The sequence below is a fragment of the Bacteroides sp. AM32-11AC genome, from assembly GCF_003603515.1.
GTDB lineage: Bacteria > Bacteroidota > Bacteroidia > Bacteroidales > Bacteroidaceae > Bacteroides > Bacteroides uniformis.
In genome coordinates, this window is the sequence record NZ_QTNH01000005.1 from 154812 (window position 1) to 175376 (window position 20565).

24 protein-coding genes and 1 tRNA gene are annotated in these 20565 nt (G+C 45.8%); 11 read left to right on the forward strand and 14 right to left on the reverse strand.

The features are described 5' to 3' along the window. Nucleotides 1-237 precede the first annotated feature (237 nt). The 6 genes from DW800_RS07035 to DW800_RS07060 all read left to right on the forward strand — a co-directional run bounded on the left by DW800_RS07035 (nt 238) and on the right by DW800_RS07060 (nt 4414). Entirely contained in the window at nt 238-864 is a 627-nt protein-coding gene (locus DW800_RS07035; protein WP_057281618.1) for a DUF6249 domain-containing protein, read from the forward strand. Further along, complete coding sequence (locus DW800_RS07040) at nt 861-1406, forward strand: RNA polymerase sigma factor (RefSeq protein WP_009037971.1); 546 nt, start codon at nt 861-863, stop codon at nt 1404-1406. The genes DW800_RS07035 and DW800_RS07040 overlap by 4 nt, the downstream gene beginning before the upstream one ends. After that, complete coding sequence (locus DW800_RS07045; protein WP_005827095.1) at nt 1393-1719, forward strand: DUF5056 domain-containing protein; 327 nt, start codon at nt 1393-1395, stop codon at nt 1717-1719. The genes DW800_RS07040 and DW800_RS07045 overlap by 14 nt, the downstream gene beginning before the upstream one ends. Before the next feature lie 62 nt (nt 1720-1781). Continuing rightward, nucleotides 1782-3011 carry a cardiolipin synthase gene (cls, locus tag DW800_RS07050; protein ID WP_207814326.1) on the forward strand — a complete coding sequence of 410 codons (1230 nt, stop codon included), beginning with the start codon at nt 1782-1784 and terminating at the stop codon, nt 3009-3011. Between the two features lie 74 nt (nt 3012-3085). After that, complete coding sequence (locus tag DW800_RS07055; RefSeq protein WP_005827101.1) at nt 3086-3880, forward strand: thymidylate synthase; 795 nt, start codon at nt 3086-3088, stop codon at nt 3878-3880. 45 nt (nt 3881-3925) lie between these two features. Then, entirely contained in the window at nt 3926-4414 is a 489-nt protein-coding gene (locus DW800_RS07060) for a dihydrofolate reductase (protein WP_008664019.1), read from the forward strand. 2 nt (nt 4415-4416) lie between these two features. Here DW800_RS07060 and DW800_RS07065 read toward each other — a convergent pair whose 3' ends face one another. Next, the gene (locus DW800_RS07065) at nt 4417-4893 is read right to left on the reverse strand and encodes an Lrp/AsnC family transcriptional regulator (protein WP_005827104.1); all 477 of its coding nucleotides are present in this window, start codon (nt 4891-4893) and stop codon (nt 4417-4419) included. Between the two features lie 239 nt (nt 4894-5132). On the opposite strand from DW800_RS07065, the gene DW800_RS07075 reads away from it, so the two are divergent. Both DW800_RS07075 and DW800_RS07080 read left to right on the forward strand, forming a co-directional pair. After that, on the forward strand, nt 5133-6410 hold the full coding sequence (locus DW800_RS07075) for an IgA Peptidase M64 (protein WP_117703639.1): 1278 nt from the start codon (nt 5133-5135) through the stop codon (nt 6408-6410). Nucleotides 6411-6434: 24 nt separating this feature from the next. Beyond that, complete coding sequence (locus DW800_RS07080) at nt 6435-6971, forward strand: GNAT family N-acetyltransferase (RefSeq protein WP_117703638.1); 537 nt, start codon at nt 6435-6437, stop codon at nt 6969-6971. Between the two features lie 75 nt (nt 6972-7046). Here the strand turns inward: DW800_RS07080 and DW800_RS07085 are convergent, their stop codons facing one another. The 9 genes from DW800_RS07085 to DW800_RS07125 all read right to left on the reverse strand — a co-directional run bounded on the left by DW800_RS07085 (nt 7047) and on the right by DW800_RS07125 (nt 13009). Then, on the reverse strand, nt 7047-7511 hold the full coding sequence (locus DW800_RS07085; protein WP_005827114.1) for an ExbD/TolR family protein: 465 nt from the start codon (nt 7509-7511) through the stop codon (nt 7047-7049). Next, on the reverse strand, nt 7511-8101 hold the full coding sequence (locus DW800_RS07090; RefSeq protein WP_005827116.1) for an ExbD/TolR family protein: 591 nt from the start codon (nt 8099-8101) through the stop codon (nt 7511-7513). Before DW800_RS07090 ends, DW800_RS07085 begins: the two co-directional genes overlap by 1 nt. Nucleotides 8102-8137: 36 nt before the next feature. Next, a complete protein-coding gene (locus DW800_RS07095; RefSeq protein WP_005827118.1) occupies nt 8138-8623 on the reverse strand; it encodes a hypothetical protein in 486 nt (161 codons plus the stop codon). Between the two features lie 5 nt (nt 8624-8628). Next, entirely contained in the window at nt 8629-9432 is an 804-nt protein-coding gene (locus tag DW800_RS07100) for a MotA/TolQ/ExbB proton channel family protein (protein ID WP_009037966.1), read from the reverse strand. A 77-nt stretch (nt 9433-9509) separates the two neighbouring features. Next, nucleotides 9510-9597 (reverse strand) — tRNA-Ser (locus DW800_RS07105). Nucleotides 9598-9759: 162 nt separating this feature from the next. Then, nucleotides 9760-10539: a TatD family hydrolase gene (locus DW800_RS07110; RefSeq protein ID WP_005827124.1), complete on the reverse strand. Its 780-nt coding sequence runs from the start codon at nt 10537-10539 to the stop codon at nt 9760-9762. Between the two features lie 8 nt (nt 10540-10547). Next, nucleotides 10548-11249, reverse strand: coding sequence for a hypothetical protein (locus DW800_RS07115; protein WP_005827126.1), 702 nt, complete (start codon nt 11247-11249; stop codon nt 10548-10550). An 18-nt stretch (nt 11250-11267) separates the two neighbouring features. Then, nucleotides 11268-12242, reverse strand: a complete 975-nt coding sequence (locus DW800_RS07120) for a polyprenyl synthetase family protein (RefSeq protein WP_044468428.1) — start codon at nt 12240-12242, stop codon at nt 11268-11270. A gap of 80 nt (nt 12243-12322) precedes the next feature. Further along, a complete protein-coding gene (locus tag DW800_RS07125) occupies nt 12323-13009 on the reverse strand; it encodes an energy transducer TonB (protein ID WP_005827130.1) in 687 nt (228 codons plus the stop codon). Nucleotides 13010-13271: 262 nt separating this feature from the next. Between DW800_RS07125 and cmk the strand changes: the two genes are divergently transcribed. From cmk to pfkA, 3 genes are all read left to right on the forward strand, one after another. After that, complete coding sequence (cmk, locus tag DW800_RS07130) at nt 13272-13967, forward strand: (d)CMP kinase (RefSeq protein WP_119957932.1); 696 nt, start codon at nt 13272-13274, stop codon at nt 13965-13967. Nucleotides 13968-13974: 7 nt separating this feature from the next. Further along, nucleotides 13975-14841 carry a 4-hydroxy-3-methylbut-2-enyl diphosphate reductase gene (locus tag DW800_RS07135; protein WP_005827134.1) on the forward strand — a complete coding sequence of 289 codons (867 nt, stop codon included), beginning with the start codon at nt 13975-13977 and terminating at the stop codon, nt 14839-14841. 139 nt (nt 14842-14980) lie between these two features. Next, entirely contained in the window at nt 14981-15961 is a 981-nt protein-coding gene (gene pfkA, locus DW800_RS07140) for a 6-phosphofructokinase (protein ID WP_005827137.1), read from the forward strand. A 60-nt stretch (nt 15962-16021) separates the two neighbouring features. Here pfkA and DW800_RS07145 read toward each other — a convergent pair whose 3' ends face one another. From DW800_RS07145 to DW800_RS07160, 4 genes are all read right to left on the reverse strand, one after another. After that, nucleotides 16022-16861 carry an SDR family oxidoreductase gene (locus DW800_RS07145; protein ID WP_005827139.1) on the reverse strand — a complete coding sequence of 280 codons (840 nt, stop codon included), beginning with the start codon at nt 16859-16861 and terminating at the stop codon, nt 16022-16024. A gap of 36 nt (nt 16862-16897) precedes the next feature. After that, the gene (locus DW800_RS07150) at nt 16898-18121 is read right to left on the reverse strand and encodes an NADH:flavin oxidoreductase (protein WP_008664036.1); all 1224 of its coding nucleotides are present in this window, start codon (nt 18119-18121) and stop codon (nt 16898-16900) included. Nucleotides 18122-18193: 72 nt separating this feature from the next. Next, nucleotides 18194-18964 (reverse strand): DUF1295 domain-containing protein, encoded by a 771-nt coding sequence (locus DW800_RS07155; protein WP_119957933.1) that lies wholly within the window; start codon nt 18962-18964, stop codon nt 18194-18196. A 246-nt stretch (nt 18965-19210) separates the two neighbouring features. Next, nucleotides 19211-20554, reverse strand: a complete 1344-nt coding sequence (locus DW800_RS07160; RefSeq protein ID WP_009037962.1) for a citrate/2-methylcitrate synthase — start codon at nt 20552-20554, stop codon at nt 19211-19213. Nucleotides 20555-20565 lie beyond the last annotated feature (11 nt).

Sequence of the window (20565 nt, forward strand, 5' to 3'; positions counted from 1 at the left end):
AACAGATGTGCGAAGATAGCAGTATTTACAATAAGAGACAACCCGGTTTATATATTTACCTCTATTTACAGTCACAAATACCTACTTCTTGTTATTCCAGGAAAAAGACAATAGAGCATTTCCATTAAAAATATCGTCTTATTTCCGGTTTTCTAAAAAAAATATCTTCTCTTTGCAACTTTATAAAGGTGACGATACGTCTAACCAACAAAGAAACAAATTAAAAGACCATAGATTATGAAACGTATCATTTTTGGATTAATGCTTGCCATGATGTTCTGCACACTGGTGCAAGGCGCAAACAGAACCGTAACAGAGAACGACGGTCAAGGGAACAAGAAAAGAGTCATCGAATTGAGGGACACTGTCATCAATGGAGAAACCGTAACAGACACACTCAGTGTCATGACTTATGAAAACAGTGCCGGCAGTAGCAATGCTCCGGAAAAATGGAGAACCCACCACAGCAGCGGTATGGACTGGAATGGGTTCGACCTCGGGAGCAAGACCTCGGAAACCGTGATTGCCGTAACAGCCATCGTCTTTGTATTCGGACTGCCGCTACTCATCATATTCGTAGTATTCTTCTTCCGCTATAAAAACCGGAAAGCCAAGTACCGCCTGGCGGAACAGGCCCTGGCCAGCGGACAGCAACTGCCTGAAAACTTCTTCAAAGAAGCCGCAGCAACGGATATCCGCAGCAAAGGCATCAACAACATATTCGTCGGCATCGGCCTGTTCATCTTCCTTTGGGCCATTACCGGAGAATTCGGTCTCGGATGTATCGGCTTGCTCGTCATGTTCACCGGCTTCGGGCAATTGGTGATTTTCTACAGCCAACAGAAGAAGAACGAAGAAAAATGAGTCAGATGGGTGACATATCGTTAGTCGCACAGGTCGTGGTGTTTCACAACACCAGGGCCTTCGACCAGTTGGTAAAGAAGTACCAGTCGCCCGTGCGGCGGTTCTTCCTGCACCAGACCTGCGGCGACAGCGAGTTGAGTGACGACCTGGCACAAGATACGTTTATCAAGGCCTATACAAACATCGCTTCGTTCAAGAATCTGTCCAGCTTCTCAACCTGGCTCTACCGTATTGCCTATAACGTTTTTTATGATTATATTCGCAGCCGGAAAGAAACGGACGATTTGGATACGTACCGAGTGGACGCTCAATGCAGCACACTGCAGCAGGACGTGGGACAGCACATGGACATTTACCGTGCCCTGGCCACACTGAAGGAAATGGAACGCACCTGCATCACGCTCTTCTACATGGAAGACCAAAGCATCGAAAAGATTGCAGGTATCACCGGATGTCCGGCGGGAACGGTAAAAAGCCACCTCTCGCGGGCGAAAGACAAAATGGCTTCCTACTTAAAACAAAATGGTTATGATGGAAAATGATGATAAACTCCTGACTTCATTCTTTGCCGAACACCGGCAGGAAATAGCCGATAACGGGTTCAGCCGCCGCGTACTGCGACATCTGCCCGACCGTAGCCGCCACTTGGCGCAGATATGGACAGCATTCTGCTTTACTCTGGCCCTCGTACTGTTCGTCTCCCTCGACGGAGTGCAGCTGATACTGGACACCTTGCGCGAAACCTTCGACACTGCCATCCGGAGCGGAGCTTCAGAGCTTGACCCCAAGTCGTTAATCATTGCCGGAGTGGTATTGCTCTATTTCGGTTACCGCAAGATTTCATCTATGGCATAGTTGTTTTTCAATGATAAATCGTATCTTTGTCCCCTCATAAAACTAACTAAGAGGAGAAAGTTTTGAGAAAGATTCTATTCATCATATTATTCGTTTTTTCTATTGGGAATGCCGGGGCGCAAGCAACAAGCGATTCCATTGTCATGAATTATTTGAAGGAAATGGGCGCCCCCGTCACTTATAACAATGAAGTGAAATTGCTGATGACCGGCCATGACAAGTTCGTCGATCTCTTCGAGAATATCCGCCATGCCCGGCATCATATCCATTTGGAATACTTCAACTTCCGCAACGACTCCATAGCCAATGCCTTGTTCAGCCTTCTGGCAGAGAAAGTCAAGGAGGGGGTTAAAGTCCGTGCCATGTTCGATGCCTTCGGCAACTGGTCCAACAACCAACCATTGAAGGAACGCCATCTGAGATCCATCCGCGCCCAAGGCATCGAAATCGTTAAGTTCGATCCTATCACTTTTCCCTGGGTGAATCATGCCATACACCGCGACCATCGGAAAATAGTAGTGATTGACGGCAAGATAGGTTATACCGGCGGCATGAACATTGCCGACTACTACATCAACGGATTGCCTAAAATCGGTAAATGGCACGATATGCACATACATCTTGAAGGAGATGCCGTGCGCTATCTGCAGGGCATCTTCCTGACCATGTGGAACCGGGAAACGGGACAACACGTAGGTGGACCTGCCTACTTCCCGGATACTCAGCAACTGCCCGACAGTATTGCCGAAGAAATAGCCATCGTGGACCGCACGCCACGCGAAACACCACGCTCCATCAGCCATGCCTATGCTGCTTCCATACAAGCCGCACAGAAGAATATCCGAATCGTGAATCCCTATTTCGTTCCGACCAAATCAATCCGCAAGGCAATCAAGAACGCACTGAAAAAAGGTACTGAAGTGGAAATCATGATACCTGCCGTGTCAGACATAGCCTTTACACCGGATGCCTCATTCTATATAGCACATAAGCTGATGAAGAAAGGAGCCAAGATATATCTCTTCAACGGCGGCTTCCACCATTCCAAGATAATGATGGTAGACAGCACTTTCTGCACAGTAGGTACCGCCAATCTCAACAGCCGCAGCCTGCGCTACGACTACGAGACAAACGCTTTCATCTTCGACCCTAAGACCACCAATGAGCTGAATGCCATGTTCGAACGGGACGTGCAAAACAGTACACTACTCACTCCCGAAGTCTGGAAAAAGCGTTCCGGATGGAAGAAATTCGTAGGCTGGGTGGGAAACCTGATGACCCCCTTCCTCTAATTTTTAATTATTAATTATTAATTATTAATTAATTCTCCTACCTTTGCGTTCGGATAAAAACAGAGCATTACATCATGAAACAATATTTAGACCTGCTGAACCGCGTACTGACCGAAGGCGTAGAGAAAAGCGACCGTACGGGTACCGGCACCATCAGCGTATTCGGCCACCAGATGCGTTTCAACATGGATGAAGGCTTCCCCTGCCTTACTACCAAGAAGCTGCATCTGAAATCAATCATATACGAACTGCTATGGTTCCTCCAAGGAGACACCAATGTGAAATATCTTCAGGACAACGGTGTACGCATCTGGAACGAATGGGCGGACGAAAACGGTGACCTGGGACATATTTACGGGTATCAATGGCGCTCCTGGCCGAACTATAAAGGTGGATTCATCGACCAAATCAGCGAAGCTGTAGAAACCATCAAGCACAATCCCGACTCACGCCGGATTATAGTCAGCGCATGGAATGTAGGTGATTTGGACAACATGAACCTCCCTCCCTGCCACGCCTTCTTCCAGTTCTATGTCGCCAACGGACGGCTGAGCCTACAACTGTATCAGCGTAGTGCGGACATTTTTTTAGGAGTGCCCTTCAATATTGCTTCCTATGCCCTGCTCCTGCAGATGATGGCGCAAGTCACCGGACTGAAAGCCGGAGATTTCATCCATACCTTAGGAGATGCTCACATCTATCTGAACCATTTGGAGCAGGTAAAACTCCAACTATCTCGTGAACCGCGGGATTTGCCGCAGATGAGAATCAATCCGGATGTGAAAAACATCTTCGACTTCAAGTTCGAGGATTTTGAGTTGGTCAACTATAACCCGCATCCGCATATTGCAGGAAAAGTGTCAGTATAAATCCTACAATAAAAAGATAGAAAGAGAAAAGAATTTTACACACATATGATTAGTATTATTGCTGCAGTAGACAGAAAGAGAGGTATCGGCTATCAGAACCGGTTGTTATTCTGGCTTCCCAATGATTTGAAGCGTTTCAAAGCCCTCACCACGGGAAATACCATCATCATGGGCCGAAAGACTTTTGAATCTCTCCCCAAAGGTGCGCTTCCCAACCGCCGCAACGTTGTTCTGTCCACTCAAAAAGATTTGATCTGTCCCGGTACAGAAGTTTTTCCCTCATTGGAAGAAGCACTAAGCAGTTGCCAGCCCGACGAACACGTCTACATCATCGGCGGTGCAAGCGTTTATCGCCAGGCACTCCCCTTTGCAGATACCCTCTGCCTGACCGAAGTGGATGCAGAAGCCCCTCAGGTGGACGCCTACTTTCCCGAAGTCGCTCCGACTGTATGGCAAGAAAAAAGCAGGGAGTCCCATCCCGCAGATGAGAAGCATCCCTGCCCTTATGCATTCGTCGATTATATCCACCGGTAAAATTAATCTTCCTCTTCTTCTACCGTTATAGGCATCTGCCGCTTGATGGCTTCGTGGAAAGAAATCAAGGTTTCCGTACGCGCCAGTCCCAGCGGCTGCAACTTATCATGTATGATGCTCAGCAAATGATGGTTGTTGCGGGCATAAAGCTTTATGAACATATCATACTTGCCCGTTGTAAAATGGCATTCCACAATCTCGGGAATAGCTTCCAATGCTCTCGTTACAGCATCAAAAGAAGCAGGATCCTTTAGATAGATACCGATATAGGCGCATGTTTCATATCCTATCTTCTCCGGATCAATCACATATTCAGAACCTTTCAATATACCTAAGTTTGTCAGCTTTTGAATGCGCTGATGAATGGCTGCTCCCGATACATTACAAGCTCTGGCCACTTCAAGAAAAGGAATGCGTGCATTATCGGCTATAAGTTTTAAAATCTGTTCGTCTAAAGTATCCAATTGATGATGTCCCATTTCAAATTCTAATGATTAATAAATTACTATATCTCCCGCATATCTATACGGCAACATGCAAAGTTAGCTATTTTTTCGCCAATAAAAATACGGTTTATAACTTTTCTTGCAAAAAAAAGAATAATACCGCATATCAGGCATTTCAAAGTGCATATGCAAAATTCCATCTCGCACGACCGGAAAATTGCAGATGAGCTTTAAAGATATTATCTTTGTAGTAGCAATAATAATGAACCGTTATGAAAAAGTATTCCTTATTCCTATTATGCCTGATGGCAGCAATATCCTTGCATGCCCAAAGTTTTGCCGATTATTTTGCAGATAAAACCCTGCGTGTCGACTATATCTTTACCGGAAATGCAGCCAAACAAGAGATATGCCTGGACGGATTGTCTTGTCTCCCCTCTTGGGCAGGAAGGAAGCATCATTTATCTGAGTTGCCCCTGCAAGGAAACGGACAAATCATTATGCGAGATGCAGCCAATGGCAGCGTAATCTACAAAACATCCTTTTCTTCGCTCTTCCAGGAGTGGCTGGAAACGGATGAAGCCAAAGCGGTGACCAAAGGATTCGAAAACACCTTTCTCCTTCCCTATCCCCTCCGTCCTGCAGAAATAGAAATAACACTTCTCGACCCGCGTAGAAATGTACGGGCAAGCATGAAACATACGGTCAGTCCCGACGACATCCTGATACATCAGAAAGGTACTGCCCACATCACACCACATAAATATCTGCTGCAAAGCGACAATACGGCCAAATGCATCGACGTAGCCATCCTTGCAGAAGGATATACTCCCGAAGAGATGCCGGTATTCTACGAAGACGCAGCCATTGCCTGCGAAAGTCTGTTTGCCCACGAACCCTTCCGGTCCATGAAAAAGCACTTCAACATTGTAGCAGTGGCCAGCCCCTCCGAAGACAGCGGAGTAAGCGTACCACGCCTCGGAGAATGGAAACGGACAGCATTCAGCTCTCATTTCAGCACATTCTATTCAGACCGGTATCTGACAACCTCCCGTGTCAAATCCATACACGATGCGCTGGCGGGAATACCGTATGAACACATCATCATCCTTGCCAATACGGAAGAATACGGAGGCGGTGGAATCTATAATTCCTATACCCTTACTACCGCCCACCATCCCATGTTCCGCCCCGTTGTGGTACATGAGTTCGGACATAGCTTTGGCGGACTGGCCGATGAATACTTCTACGACAATGACGTGATGACAGATACCTATCCACTAGATGTGGAACCCTGGGAACAGAACATCAGCACAAGAATCGATTTCATTTCCAAATGGGAAGATATGCTTGCTCAAGGAACTCCCGTTCCTACTCCCTCTTCTGAAAGTGGAACATATCCCGTAGGTGTATATGAAGGAGCTGGCTATTCTGCCAAAGGCATTTACCGTCCGGCAGACAATTGCCGCATGCGCACCAATGAATACCCTACTTTCTGCCCGGTCTGCCAACGGGCCATCCGCCGCGTCATTGAATTTTATACTGAATAAAAACAAACTAAACTAAAAGAACTTATGATCAGACTTCAACGTATTACAACAGCTGACACAGACTTGTACAGCTACATGGAGAAATTAATGACTCAATCGTTCCCTTCAGAGGAGTACCGGGAACTGGAGGAATTGCGCAAGTATACAGATACCAAAACGCACTTCTATAACAATATCATCTTCCATAACAATACCCCGGTAGGTCTCATCACTTACTGGGATTTCGGACATTTTTATTATATAGAGCATTTTGCCATTGACCCCGCACAGCGTAACGGTGGATATGGAAAGAGCGTACTAAACCATTTATGCCAACTCTTAAAACATCCCATCGTCTTGGAGGTGGAAATACCCGAAGAAGAAATAGCTAAACGCCGCATTAACTTCTATCAACGGCAAGGATTCTCCTTATGGGAAAAGCCCTACCAACAACCACCCTATAAAACAGGCGACAACTACCTGCCTATGCTCATCATGGCCTATGGAGATATAGAATGTGGAAAGGATTTTGACTCTGTAAAGGAACACATCTACCGCGAAGTATATAATGTGAAATCTTAAAAACCCAATATACTTAAAACAATAAAGGTCGTTTCAACAAATGAAACGACCTTTATTATATCATTAAACTAACTTTTACTGACGCGGTTGCGCAGAATAGTTAATCTTCAAAGCATAAGCCTTACGAAGCGCTTCTTTGATATCTGTTACGATACCCATTTTCGTATCTTGGTCAACTTTCAAAGACACTGTCATCTGCGGCTGATCTTCTTCCTTCATACTGGCACGTTCACCAATAATGTAATCTTGAATTTCAGCAACTTCAGCATAGCTGTCGTTCAACTGGATACGGCTCTCATTACCTAACTTCTTACGAAATTCGGCAGTAGGTTTTCCTACATAGATAAACGTAACCAAAGACTTCTTTTCAAGTTTCTCCAATTCTGTAGCTTGCGGAACCTTAAACTCAACCTTCAATGTTACCTCACGCATCGTTGTTACAATCATGAAGAAGAACAACAAGGTGAAGATAAGGTCAGGCAGAGAAGAAGTGTTCAACGCCGGCATTCCACGTTTACCAGTCTTATTAAATTTTCCCATTACTTCTTTTCTCCGTACTTTTTAGGTTCTGCCTCAGAAATCTTCTGAGAATAAATTTCACGAATTGCATCTTGTTGTTCTTGATCCAACTCCATATAATTCTTCTGCCACTTTTCCTGAGCCAATTCATCACGCAACTCGTTATAAGCTGCTACCAACTCATTCTGTACAGACATATATGCTTTGTATGAAGAACCACGGTCACAACGCAAAGAAATCACATGGCCTTCCGTCACTTGTACTGTACCGAAGAAAGGAACATTCTTAGAAATCTTTTCCGGTTTTGTATCTTCGTTATACGGATTGGCAATAAATTCTTTTGCTTTTGCACGCAATTGGTCAACAGTAATATAATCATTCCCGCACATTAACTGGTCCTGCATGTTCAAGAAGACTTGCAATACGTTGCGTTCCTTCTTCTTTGCATCGTCCAACTTCTGGTCCTTTTCCGGTGGAGGCGGCAAACGTCTTGCCAAACCACGGTCGGTATCCATAGATGTTGTAATCAAGAAGAAAATCAGCAACAAGAAAGCGATGTCCGCAGTAGAACTTGAGTTAATTTCAGGAACTTCTCTTTTCTTTTTAGCCATTGTAATTATATCTTTAAATTGAGTTACCTCAATTGATTATGATAATTTTTTCTTAATGCTACTAAAAATGATTGCCAAGACTGTACCAGCAAACAAGATATAGATAGAATAAAGGAACATGTCAGTAAGCTTCAACCAGAAAGGTACGTTCTCAGTTCCGCTATAACCCGGAATAACAAGTGGTTCTTCACTACCCATAGTCCAAGAAATAACAACAACTGCAACCAATATAACCAAACCAATCAAAGATTTCAACGCTGCTCCCGGATTGTCTTTCAGTGCAGCTCCAAATTGGAACAAAACACCAACCACGGTAGCAATAATAGCTACAAAGAACAGAATGTACATCAAATAAATCAATGCGTCTGTATGAGCCGGTTGCCACATTTCTGCGTCAACGCTTGCCAACACTGCATCGCCCTGAGCATCTCCACCGAAGAAGAACATGCCCAACACTACCAAGATGATAGCGAACATGACATACAGTGCATAGTATGATACTTTATATGATAACTTAGCCATCTTAATTATTTTTTGTATTTCAAGTCATATTTGATAACCATATCCAACAGAGAGATAGAAGAATCTTCCATTTCGCTGGTCAAAGCTTCAATCTTAGCCAGGATGTAGTTATAGAATACCTGCAGAATCAAGGCAACGATCAAACCGAAGATAGTTGTAATCAAGGCAACCTTCATACCACCTGCTACAACCGTCGGAGAGATATCACCTACCTGCTGGATCTTATCAAATGCCTGCACCATACCGATTACAGTACCCAAGAATCCCAAAGACGGAGCCATAGCGATGAACAGTGTAATCCAAGAGCAACCTTTTTCCAGGTAACCAGCTTGTACACCACCGTAAGAAACTACTGACTTTTCTACTACGTCGATACCTTGGTCAATTCTCATCAGACCTTGATAGTAGATAGAAGCAATAGGACCTCTAGTGTTACGTGCGATGTCTTTAGCAGCTTCAACGTCACCTTTTTCCAAAGCAGCTTCAATAGCAGCCAAGAACTTCTTTGTGTTGATTTCAGCCAAGCTCAAATAAATGATACGTTCAATACAGAATGCAAGACCGATAACCAATGCGATAGCTACCAAACTCATGAAAGATGCAGTACCTTCAATAAACTTAGTTTTGAGTTCTTTGTGGATACCACCTTCTGCAGCTTCCATAGCGGCAGGAGCAGCAGCGTCAGCAGCAGGTGCTACAGCTGCTTGTTCAGTTTGTTCAGCTGCAGGAGCATCTTGAGCCTGAGCAAGTTGAGTTGAGCCAAATGTTAAGACTCCCATCACAGCAACAATTGCAAATAACTTTTTCATTGTGTGTCTAATTTTTAAGATTAATTAATTGATTTATTTATTATAATTTGTTGTTTTATCTCCATTTTATCACACTGCGGAGAGACGGGGATTCGAACCCCGGATACCCTTTAGGGGTATACACGCTTTCCAGGCGTGCCTCTTCAACCACTCGAGCATCTCTCCAATAGACGCCTTTTCTGAAATCGGGTGCAAATTACAAAAAAAATGCGAACCACCAGCGTTTTCAGCTACAAATGTATTCTTTTTTTTGTTGTTCTGCCTCATTCTCCCCGTTTTATATTAAATAAAATCTCAAAATTAATAAACTTTAAAATCTTAAAGAGCTTATTTGAGCATTCCGAACACTTTTAAAGCGTTATCAGAAGTAACCTGGGCCACCTTTTCAGGAGAGTTCCCATAGATTCCGGCCACCTTTACCAAAGTATCCTTAACATATGCGCTTTCGTTCCTCTTGCCTCGATTGGGAACCGGAGTCAGATAAGGGGAATCGGTTTCCAGCACGATGCGTTCCAAAGGAATATTCTTCAAGACTTCGGGCAAAGTTGATTTCTTGAAAGTCACCACACCATTTATTCCTATCATGAAATCCGCAAATTCCATAATCCTGCAGGCCTCTTCCGAGGTTCCCGTAAAACTATGGAAAATTCCTTTCAAAGGAGTCTGCTGATAGGGTTTCAACACATTATATATATGGTCAAACGCTTCCCTACAATGCAGCACTACCGGCAAACCGTATTCCAAAGCCCACTCAATCTGCTTGTCCAACACCCTTTGCTGCTCTCTAAGAAAAGTCTTATCCCAATACAAGTCCATACCAATCTCGCCAACCGCAACAAATTCATTCGGTGAAGCCAGCTCCCGGGCCACTATTTCCAACTCCTTTTCATAATCCGCACCCACAGAGGTAGGGTGCAATCCAATCATCGGATAGCAATACCCTTTATATTCACGGCACACCCGAAGCATAGGTCCTATGGTGGTACTATCGATATTGGGCATAAAAATATGCGTGACTCCTGCCTCACGGGCACGAGCCATCACTTGAGGCAAATCCTCTGCAAACTCTTCTAAAAAAAGATGGGAATGTGAATCAATCAATCTCATTCTTCAACTTACTCTTTGCGTTTCTCACCGGTACGGTAATAATAGATTATTCCATAATCACGGCATAAATCCAAACGTTTCTCATTGGGAGTGACCTCCTCGAATTTCTTTTCAACCTGGTTCCATATATCCAAAATCAAACCATCCGCCTCTGCACGCATCGAAGCCAAGGTGTCCAAACTGCGGGCTGTCAAAGATTGAAGATTCTTTTGCTTCTCATAACTATCCATGAAAATATCATAATGCACCCTCACTTTTGCAATCGTAGGGTTATAAATGGGAATTCCTCCCTGGGATATACGTTTGTTTTCCCCATCCACGATTTTACGCCCCCACTCTGCCAAGGCAGGCTCTGTCGATAAATCAGGCACATTATTGTTGCTTGTGTCCAAACCGTAATATTCCTTATGAGCAATACGCACTTCAGAACGGATGACAGCTAAATTCAACACCTGGATAAAATGAGAAATATACAGACGGGCAGTCTTTACATTAGCCTGATGCTTACGTCCCGCCCGAGCCTGCCGCTCAAAACAGTCGGCATAATAAGCTTGCGCAGCTTCAAACTTTGTAAGAAAATTCCGCGCATCAGTCAACGCCTTCAAAGATACGGCCAAATCATACACATTACATATATCACCCTTGACGACCACTGCTTTCAGCGCCCGTATTCTCGCTTGATCTGTATTAGGCAATCTTCTATAAGGCATTTTCTCCCGGATTTAAAGTTATACTTCCCGATGCATCAGGTTAGCCATCAGGTTCTTCAATTCCTCTTTCTTTTCATCTGCCACCTTCACCGCCAACAGACTTTCCATTGCGCGTTCACAATACTCTTCCATCTTTTTCTCACACAGTTCCTTGACGCCAATCCGGTTATACAGTTCCGTCACCGCAGCAACTTTCTCCTCCGGGTTGAATGCAACAGCATCCACCCAAGCATTCAAGCGGGTCAACTGCTCCTCATCCGCATGTTCAAAAGCCTTTATCAGCATGTAGGTCTTTTTATTGCACAGAATATCACCTCCAATATTCTTTCCAAAGACGGCAGCATCGCCATAAACATCCAGGAAATCATCTTTCAACTGAAAAGCGACACCCAAGTTCATGCCAAAATCATACAACTGCTCCGCATCTTCAGAAGAAGCCCCTCCCAAAAGAGCGCCAATCTTCAAGCTTGCAGCCAACAATACCGAAGTTTTCAGACGAATCATTTCCAGATACTCCTCTGCCTTCACATCCTTCCGATGTTCAAACTCCATATCCAGCTGCTGTCCTTCACAGATTTCCAGTGCAGTCAGGCTAAATATATCCATCACCTCTTTCAGGTGTTCAACCGGACATTGAGCCATAAACTGATAAGCTAATACAAGCATTGCATCCCCCGAAAGGATGGCAGCATTGTCATCCCAAACTTTATGTACCGTCTCCTTACCACGGCGACGGTCTGCATGGTCCATCAAGTCGTCATGCAAAAGAGTATAATTATGATACACTTCAATCCCCGTTGCAGGGTTAAAAATACGGGTAATATCCTCCTGATACAGATTGTAGGCCATCAACATCAATACCGGACGGATTCTTTTTCCGCCCATGGACAACACATAGGTAACGGGAGCATATAAACCTTGAGGAGTACGGGTAAACTGCAATTCTGCAATATGAGAATTTATTCTTTCTAAAAGCTCGGAAGCTGTAAACATGGCATTTTCAGAATTTAGGGAATAGCGGATAATGAAAAGAGGCTGCATTCCGGCAGCCTCTCCCACTTATATATATTTTATTACTGCAATCTAAACATTACAGGCACGGTATACTTAACACGAACGGGTTTACCACGCTGCATACCGGGTTTCCACTTCGGCATGCCCATAATCACGCGGACAGCTTCTTTGTCCAAATACGGGTCAACGCCTCTCAGAACTTTAGCATCTACGATACTACCGTCCTTATTAACCACGAACTGTACAGTTACACGGCCTTGAGTTCCGTTTTCCTGTGCAATAGTAGGATATTTAATATTCTTGCTCAAATACTGCATCAAACCAGCCATACCACCATTCGGGAACTCAGGCATCTGTTCTACCACCTCGAAAATAGTCTGTTCTTCCGGTTCTTCCTCTTCCACTGCTACGGGAACATATTTGATTTCCACTGCCTGGTTCAATTCTTCAGAAGATACAATGGCCGTTTCTTCCACGTCAGCATCGTCTTCAACGATAGTCAACGTCTCTGCAATTGAAGGGGCTTCGGGAGGCGGAGGAGTAACCTGCTCCGGCTGTTCTGTAATAGGGATGATTTCCTCTTCAAAAAATACGTCGGTAATAGCCTGGCTCGTGTCAATCTTGATGTCACGCTTTGTCCACTCGAACGCAACAAACATGAAAGCGAGCACGATTACATAACCGACAAGCAGCCAAGTCGACTTCTTACTCTCCAGGTCTGCCTTAGGTGATTTCTTAATTTCCATAATTTATAATATAATTTTAGTGTTTCTCATTTGGGGCAAATATAGCACTTTTCCCAAGAATGTTCACGCTCTGCTGTTTTTTTTTACACAATAGGCGCTCCATTTTCATTTTTTTAATCCTTCAAAAACCTCCATGTGCTTTTGTGCCACAAATGTAACGAGATATTTTAAAAATACCGTATCTTTGGCAAGAATTTTAAATGAAATATTGAAATTTTCTGTTTTGCAGGTGTTATACCTATATAACTATAGCATAAAAGTCATGAAAAAGATAACAATAGCAATCGACGGTTTTTCCTCTTGCGGGAAAAGCACTATGGCCAAAGACCTCGCCCGCGAAATCGGTTACATATATATAGATAGTGGTGCCATGTATCGGGCAGTAACATTATATAGTATAGAGAATGGTATTTTCCAGGGTGACCGCATAGATGCCGAAAAACTGAAAAGTCTAATAAAGGATATACATATTTCTTTCCGCCTGAACCCCGAAACCGGACGCCCAGATACCTACCTGAACGGAGTAAATGTAGAAAACAAAATCCGTACCATGGAAGTATCTTCACGTGTCAGCCCCATTGCAACATTGGATTTCGTACGCGAAGCTATGGTAGCACAGCAACAAGAGATGGGCAAGGCCAAGGGTATCGTTATGGATGGGCGCGACATCGGCACTACCGTTTTTCCGGATGCCGAGCTGAAAATTTTTGTAACCGCCACCCCCGAGATACGGGCACAACGCCGCTATGACGAACTGAAGGCCAAAGGGGAAGAAGCCAGCTTTGACGAAATTCTGGAAAATGTGAAACAACGGGACTATATTGACCAAAACCGGGATGTAAGTCCGCTGCGCAAAGCTTCTGACGCTTTATTGTTGGACAACAGCCACCTGAGCATTTCCCAACAAAAGGAATGGCTGGCGGAACAATTCGAACGGGTTACAAAGGAGAAGAACTGAACCGGATATGGCAAAAGTAGAAATAGACGAAGGCTCCGGCTTCTGTTTCGGAGTTGTCACCGCAATAAACAAGGCAGAAGAGGAACTGGCGAAAGGAGGAACCCTCTATTGTCTGGGAGACATCGTGCACAACAGCCGTGAAGTGGAACGCCTGAAGGCAATGGGGCTGATTACCATCAACCATGAGGAATTCAACCACCTCCACAACGCCAAAGTGCTGCTGCGTGCTCATGGAGAGCCCCCTGAAACTTATGACATTGCCCGCCGCAACAATATAGAAATCATTGACGCAACCTGCCCGGTCGTACTCCGCCTGCAAAAGAAGATTAAGCAAGAGTACGTCCAGGAAGACAACCGCGACAAGCAAATTGTCATCTATGGCAAAAATGGACACGCCGAAGTACTGGGTCTGGTAGGACAAACCACCGGAAAGGCCATCGTCATCGAAAAGCAGGAAGAGGCAAGGAAACTGGATTTCAGCAAAGACATCCGTCTCTACTCCCAGACCACAAAGTCTCTGGACGGATTTCAAAACATTGTGAAATACATAGAGGGACATATCTCACCGAAAGTCACTTTCGAGTCCTATGACACTATCTGCCGACAAGTGGCAAACCGGATACCTAATATCCGGAAATTTGCAGCTTCCCATGATTTAATATTCTTTGTCAGCGGCAAAAAAAGCTCTAACGGCAAGATGCTGTTCAGTGAGTGTAAAAAAGTCAATGCCAATTCACATTTGATAGACAGTGCCGAAGAAATAGATAGTTCTCTGTTAGCCGGTGCCAATTCCATCGGTGTCTGCGGAGCCACTTCCACCCCCAAATGGCTGATGGAAGAAATTTCAGAAGCCATAAAGTCAAAACTTAAATAACAGTTTGTCATCCTTTTGGAACAGCAAATTAACGTAATTTATTAGTCACCGCCTCAGCTTTTTACTATCTTTGCGGCATGAAAAAATAGTCCAAATCTATTTTTCATCATGATTATTAATACTAAACAAAAAGATTGTTATGGGAACAGTTAAGTGCATTGGTATCTTGACATCAGGAGGTGATGCTCCGGGAATGAACGCAGCCATACGTGCCGTGACACGTTCGGCTATTTACAACGGACTTTCAGTTAAAGGTATATATAGAGGTTACAAAGGTCTGGTAACCGGCGAAATCAAAGAATTCAAAAGCCAAAATGTCAGCAACATCATCCAGCTGGGTGGTACAATCCTGAAGACAGCCCGCTGCAAAGAGTTCACGACTCCCGAGGGCCGCCAGATTGCTTACGACAACATGAAGAAAGAAGGCATTGACGCCTTAGTGATTATCGGAGGCGACGGTTCGCTGACCGGTGCTCGTATCTTTGCACAAGAGTTTGACGTGCCTTGTATCGGGCTGCCGGGAACTATCGACAATGACCTTTATGGAACAGATACCACTATCGGCTACGACACCGCGCTGAACACGATTCTGGATGCTGTGGACAAAATCCGTGATACAGCCACTTCCCATGAGCGCTTGTTTTTCGTAGAAGTCATGGGACGCGATGCCGGTTTCCTCGCTCTGAACGGCGCCATCGCCTCCGGAGCAGAAGCAGCCATTATCCCGGAATTCAGTACGGAAGTGGACCAACTGGAAGAATTCATCAAGAACGGTTTCCGGAAATCCAAGAACAGCAGTATCGTACTGGTAGCCGAGAGTGAACTGACCGGCGGTGCAATGCACTATGCAGAGCGTGTAAAGAACGAATACCCCCAATATGACGTACGCGTAACCATCCTCGGTCACTTGCAACGCGGTGGTAGCCCTACGGCACACGACCGTATCCTTGCCAGCCGTCTGGGCGCAGCCGCCATCGACGCCATCATGGAAGGACAGCGCAATGTCATGATAGGCATTGACCACGATGAAGTGGTATACGTTCCCTTCACGAAGGCCATCAAGAATGACAAACCCATCAAGAAAGACCTTGTAAATGTATTGAGAGAACTGTCTATCTAATGACAGACTGTTCAGATACCCCATAAACAGAGAAGGCGACATATGCGCCTTCTCTGTTTTTTACAACCATTTTTTCACTATACTTTCCGTCCTCTCCCACAGTTCTTCCATCTGTACATGCCGGGTGTACTTCTCCGAAAGAGACTTGGGACGGCAACTGGCATTCAATGTCCCCGTACGTTTACCGGCATCCTCATCCAGCAATAAGCCGACAGCTGTTGCAGCTCCCTTACGGGGAGTACGGATAAAAGGCCTAAAAAGTATATCTGTCAGCGGGTCAAACCACATATGCATGGTGATGATATTGGTAGACACAATCCCCGGGTCGGCCGCATTCACAACAATACCTTTGTGTTTGACGCGACTGGCCAAGTCGATGGTGAACAGAGTCAATGCCAGCTTCGTGTTGCTATATATAGGAATGCGCCAAAAGCCACCCTTCCTTCCCCGGAGGAAAAAATCCGGAAAGTCAAGATGACCGATGGCATACGTACAAGATACCATATTCACAATACGGCTCCCCTCTCCCATCAATGGCAGCAGCTTGCGGGTCAGCAGGTAAGGCCCTACATAATTGACACTCACCGTCCGTTCCAGTCCGTCTTCGGTAATGCGGCGTTCCGTTTCCATGGTTCCGGCATTGTTCATCAACAACGCCAACGGCTCTCCCCGCTTCAACAGATGCTCTGCAAATGCGGCCACTGAAGCCAGAGATGCCAAATCAATGGGAGCAGTCTCAATACGCGGATTACCGGTTTCACGCATCAGCAGTTGCCGCTTGGGTTCGGCAGCTTGGGGGTCACGGCATGCCATGATGACCTGATAGCCGGCAGTTGCCACTGCGCGGGTAATTTCCATGCCCATGCCACCGTCTGCCCCGGTTATAACAGCTAAATTCACTTTAATAATTAAAAATTGAAAATTAAAAACTAAAAATCAGCCTTTCGCTTCGATTTTCTCTATCTCCCTTTTCAGACAAGGTGGAAGCTCCTCCTTCAAATGCTGATGGCATGCCATCTCGATGGAATACATCCGGGCAATGCAATAATTACTATGCCGGCAGTTGCAACGTGCATTCTCTTCGGCACGCATGCGGTTGACAAACCCCGGCTCATTGAGCAGAGCGCGCGCCATTTGCACAGCCTCGAAGCCGTCATCCAGCACCTCATCTATCTTGTCCCTGGAAACCAGGCCACCCACATAAACCAACGGTATCTTCAAGGCGGCACGGAATTTCAAGGCATCTTCCAGGAAATAGGCTTCCTTAAACGGTACGCTCGGTATCATCCATTTGCCTACCATGCGTACACCGTATTTCAACCACCAGCAGGTCATGTAATGCGTCATGCTGCGGATAGGCATTTCGCCCCGCATGACATACATCGGCGCCTTACTGACGAACCCACCGCTCAAGACCAGCGCATGTGCTCCCGACTGCTCCAGCCTGCGCGCCACCTGCATCGTCTCGTCCAGCTCCATCCCTCCACGGAAACCGTCGCGCATGTTCATCTTCACCAGCACAGCCATATCACTGCCGGCAGCCTTCATCACTTCTTCCATCACCATATCCATAAACCGCATACGGTTCTGCAACGAGCCCCCGAATTCGTCTTTCCGATGATTGGTGGACGGGGACAAGAACTGGCTGATGAGATAACCATGCCCTGCATGAATCTCTACAGAATCAAATCCGGCCTCCCGTGCCAGATTCACCGAGCGTCCGTATGCACGCGCCATCTCCGGCAGCTCATCGGCACGAAGTCCGCGCACAAAGGTAGGAGAATAAAGATTGAATCCGGAAGATGCGCCGACGGGCATACAACCGCAAATACTTTTATGGGACATGTTGCCACAGTGTCCCAACTGGATGCCTGCCGCAGCCCCTTCCGCATGTATGGCATCAGTCAGCCTACGGAGTCCGGGGATAATCTCGGGACGCATCCACAACTGGCGGTCAAAAGACAGGCCGCTCTGAGTAACTGCCGCATAGGCAACAGTAGTCATACCTATACCTCCCGCCGCTACCGACCGATGATAGTCGAGCAACATGTCCGACGGAGCGTTTCCGGGACACATGCTCTCGAAAGCAGCCGAACGGATGGTACGGTTACGCAAGGTCAACGGTCCGAAAGTGACGGGTGTGAATAACTTGGATTCCATCGTTATGAGTTATGAGTTATGAATTATAAGTTATGAATTATTCATTTTCCATTTTCAACTTTCCATTTTCCATTAATAAAGAAATGGAATGATGCGTTTGCGCTTTCCTACCGCCTCATCGCCAAACTCCTCCCGATAACGGCGGTGAATGGCATCGGCACGGGGAACAAGGTTGGCAAACGTCCACCAGACGAACACCCAAGCGGCAGGGGAAGCTGTGAGTATGGCAAACCCCGTCCATTCCACCAGCTCACCGAAATAATTGGCAGAAGTGACATATCGGTAAAGTCCTTTTCCGGGAAGGTAGTGCTTCGTATCACCCGGCTTGCGCAAATGGCGTATCACGTAGTCGGAATGCAAATTGACGAACATACCCGCAAAAAACAGAATGATTCCCAACAAGGCATGAGGTTTCAGCAAATAGGCCCAGCCATCGGCATACAAGCCTTCGGGAGCGAAATAGAACAAACCGCCCGCCTGCATCATCCCGTTCAAAAGGTTGAAGACGATACCCATCGCCATAATAGCTACCGGCATCCGGCTTTTACCTTTCAGCAGGAACGGAAAAATAAAGGCCCGCTGAAGATAGTGCAACTGAAACAGCAGGAAGAAGAAATATACCGGCACGGTAAATCCCGCTCCACTCTTCCCCCACAACCCAAACATGACGATGAATACCGGCGCTTCCATAAGCACCCACGCCAGTTTATTATTGATGGAGATTCCCCACGAGGCAGTACGGAACATGCCATAACCCGCTTTGACAAAATAGAGTGCAATAAAGACAACCAATGCCACAGCACTCATTACCCACAGAAATATCTGAAAAGTTTCCTGATTCATAGTTCTTTATTTATGCGAAGCAAAGATAAAGAAAACTCACAACAAACAAATCGTTTTCCCCGGATAATTGTTTTTTCATGCAAAAACCAGTGTTTTTTACTGAGAAGATTAAGCAGTAGAGATACGAAAATCTAATCGTTCCATCATAGAGTAAATTTCATTCCACCATGGAGAAAAAATCGTTCCACCATGGTGGAACGATTTTTCCCCCGTGATGGAACGATTTAAAAGATACAAGTCTAATCCTTACCGTTTCTTAATGGGCACATAAGCCACCTCATCCAAAACATTCTTATAGGCAGGACGGATAATACGCTTGCCTTCAAAGTTCAATTCTTCATTGCGATGTGCACACCAACCGACAATACGTGCCATGGCGAACAAAGGCGTGAAGATTTCCTGCGGCAGCCCAATCATCTCGTAGACAAAGCCCGAATAGAAATCCACATTACTCGAAACCGTCTTGCCATTATTCTTCACACGGCCAAACACATCAATGGCGCGCTCCTCGAGCAGTTCAAGGAAAGCGAACTCGCGTTCTTTCCCTTTTTCGCGGGCAAGGTCGCGGGCAAGCTCCTTCAGCAGAATGGCGCGCGGGTCGGAAATGGTATAGACGGCATGTCCGATACCATATATCAAGCCGGTCTTGTTATAGGCTTCCTTGTTGAGCATGCGGGTGAAGTAAGTATCAATCTCATCCACGTTCGTCCAGTCCTGAATGTTTTCCTGCAGATGGTGGAACATATCGGCAACCTGGATATTGGCACCTCCATGAAGCGGCCCTTTCAAGGAACCGATACCTGCCGCTATCGAAGAGTAAGTATCCGTCCCGGTAGAAGAAGTGACACGTACGGTAAAAGTGGAGTTGTTACCACCACCGTGCTCGGCCTGAAGAACCAGCAGCAGGTCGAGCGTGCGGGCATCCAGCTCCGTGTAGTCCTTCTTCAGCATATAGAGGAAATTCTCGGCAATGGAAAGGTTTTCCTGCGGATGGCGGATATGCAATGAACGGCCATGGGTGGCATGGCGAAGCATGTTATAGGCATACGCAATGATGGTCGGGAATTTCGAAATAAGCTCAATGCTCTGCCGCATCAGATTATCGCGGGAAGTGTCATCTGCATCAGGGTCAAAACGATACATCTCGAGCACGCTGCGCGCCAGGATGTTCATAATGTTGTTTCCTTCGAGTTCAATGATATTCATCTTGGTCTTCTGCTCCAGCGGCATGTTGTCGTTGATGAGTTCACGGAAAGAAGAGAGTTCTTCCTTGTCGGGCAGGCGACCGGAAAGCAATAAGTAGGCAATTTCCTCAAAACCGAAACGCTTCTCTTTGATGATGGCGTGTGCCAAGTCATCCACATCATAACCGCGGTAGAACAATTTGCCGGGAATAGGCTTCAGCCCTCCACCGGGGATGCGTTCATAGCCAACCACATTGCCTATTTTGGTCAACCCCACCAAGACTCCCGTGCCGTCCTCATTACGCAAACCGCGCTTCACATCAAACTTCCTGAACAGTTCATTCTCAATCCGGGTAGCTTCCTTCAAATCTTCGGAAAGCTTGTAAATCAGATACTCCTTCTTCATAATCGTTTCGT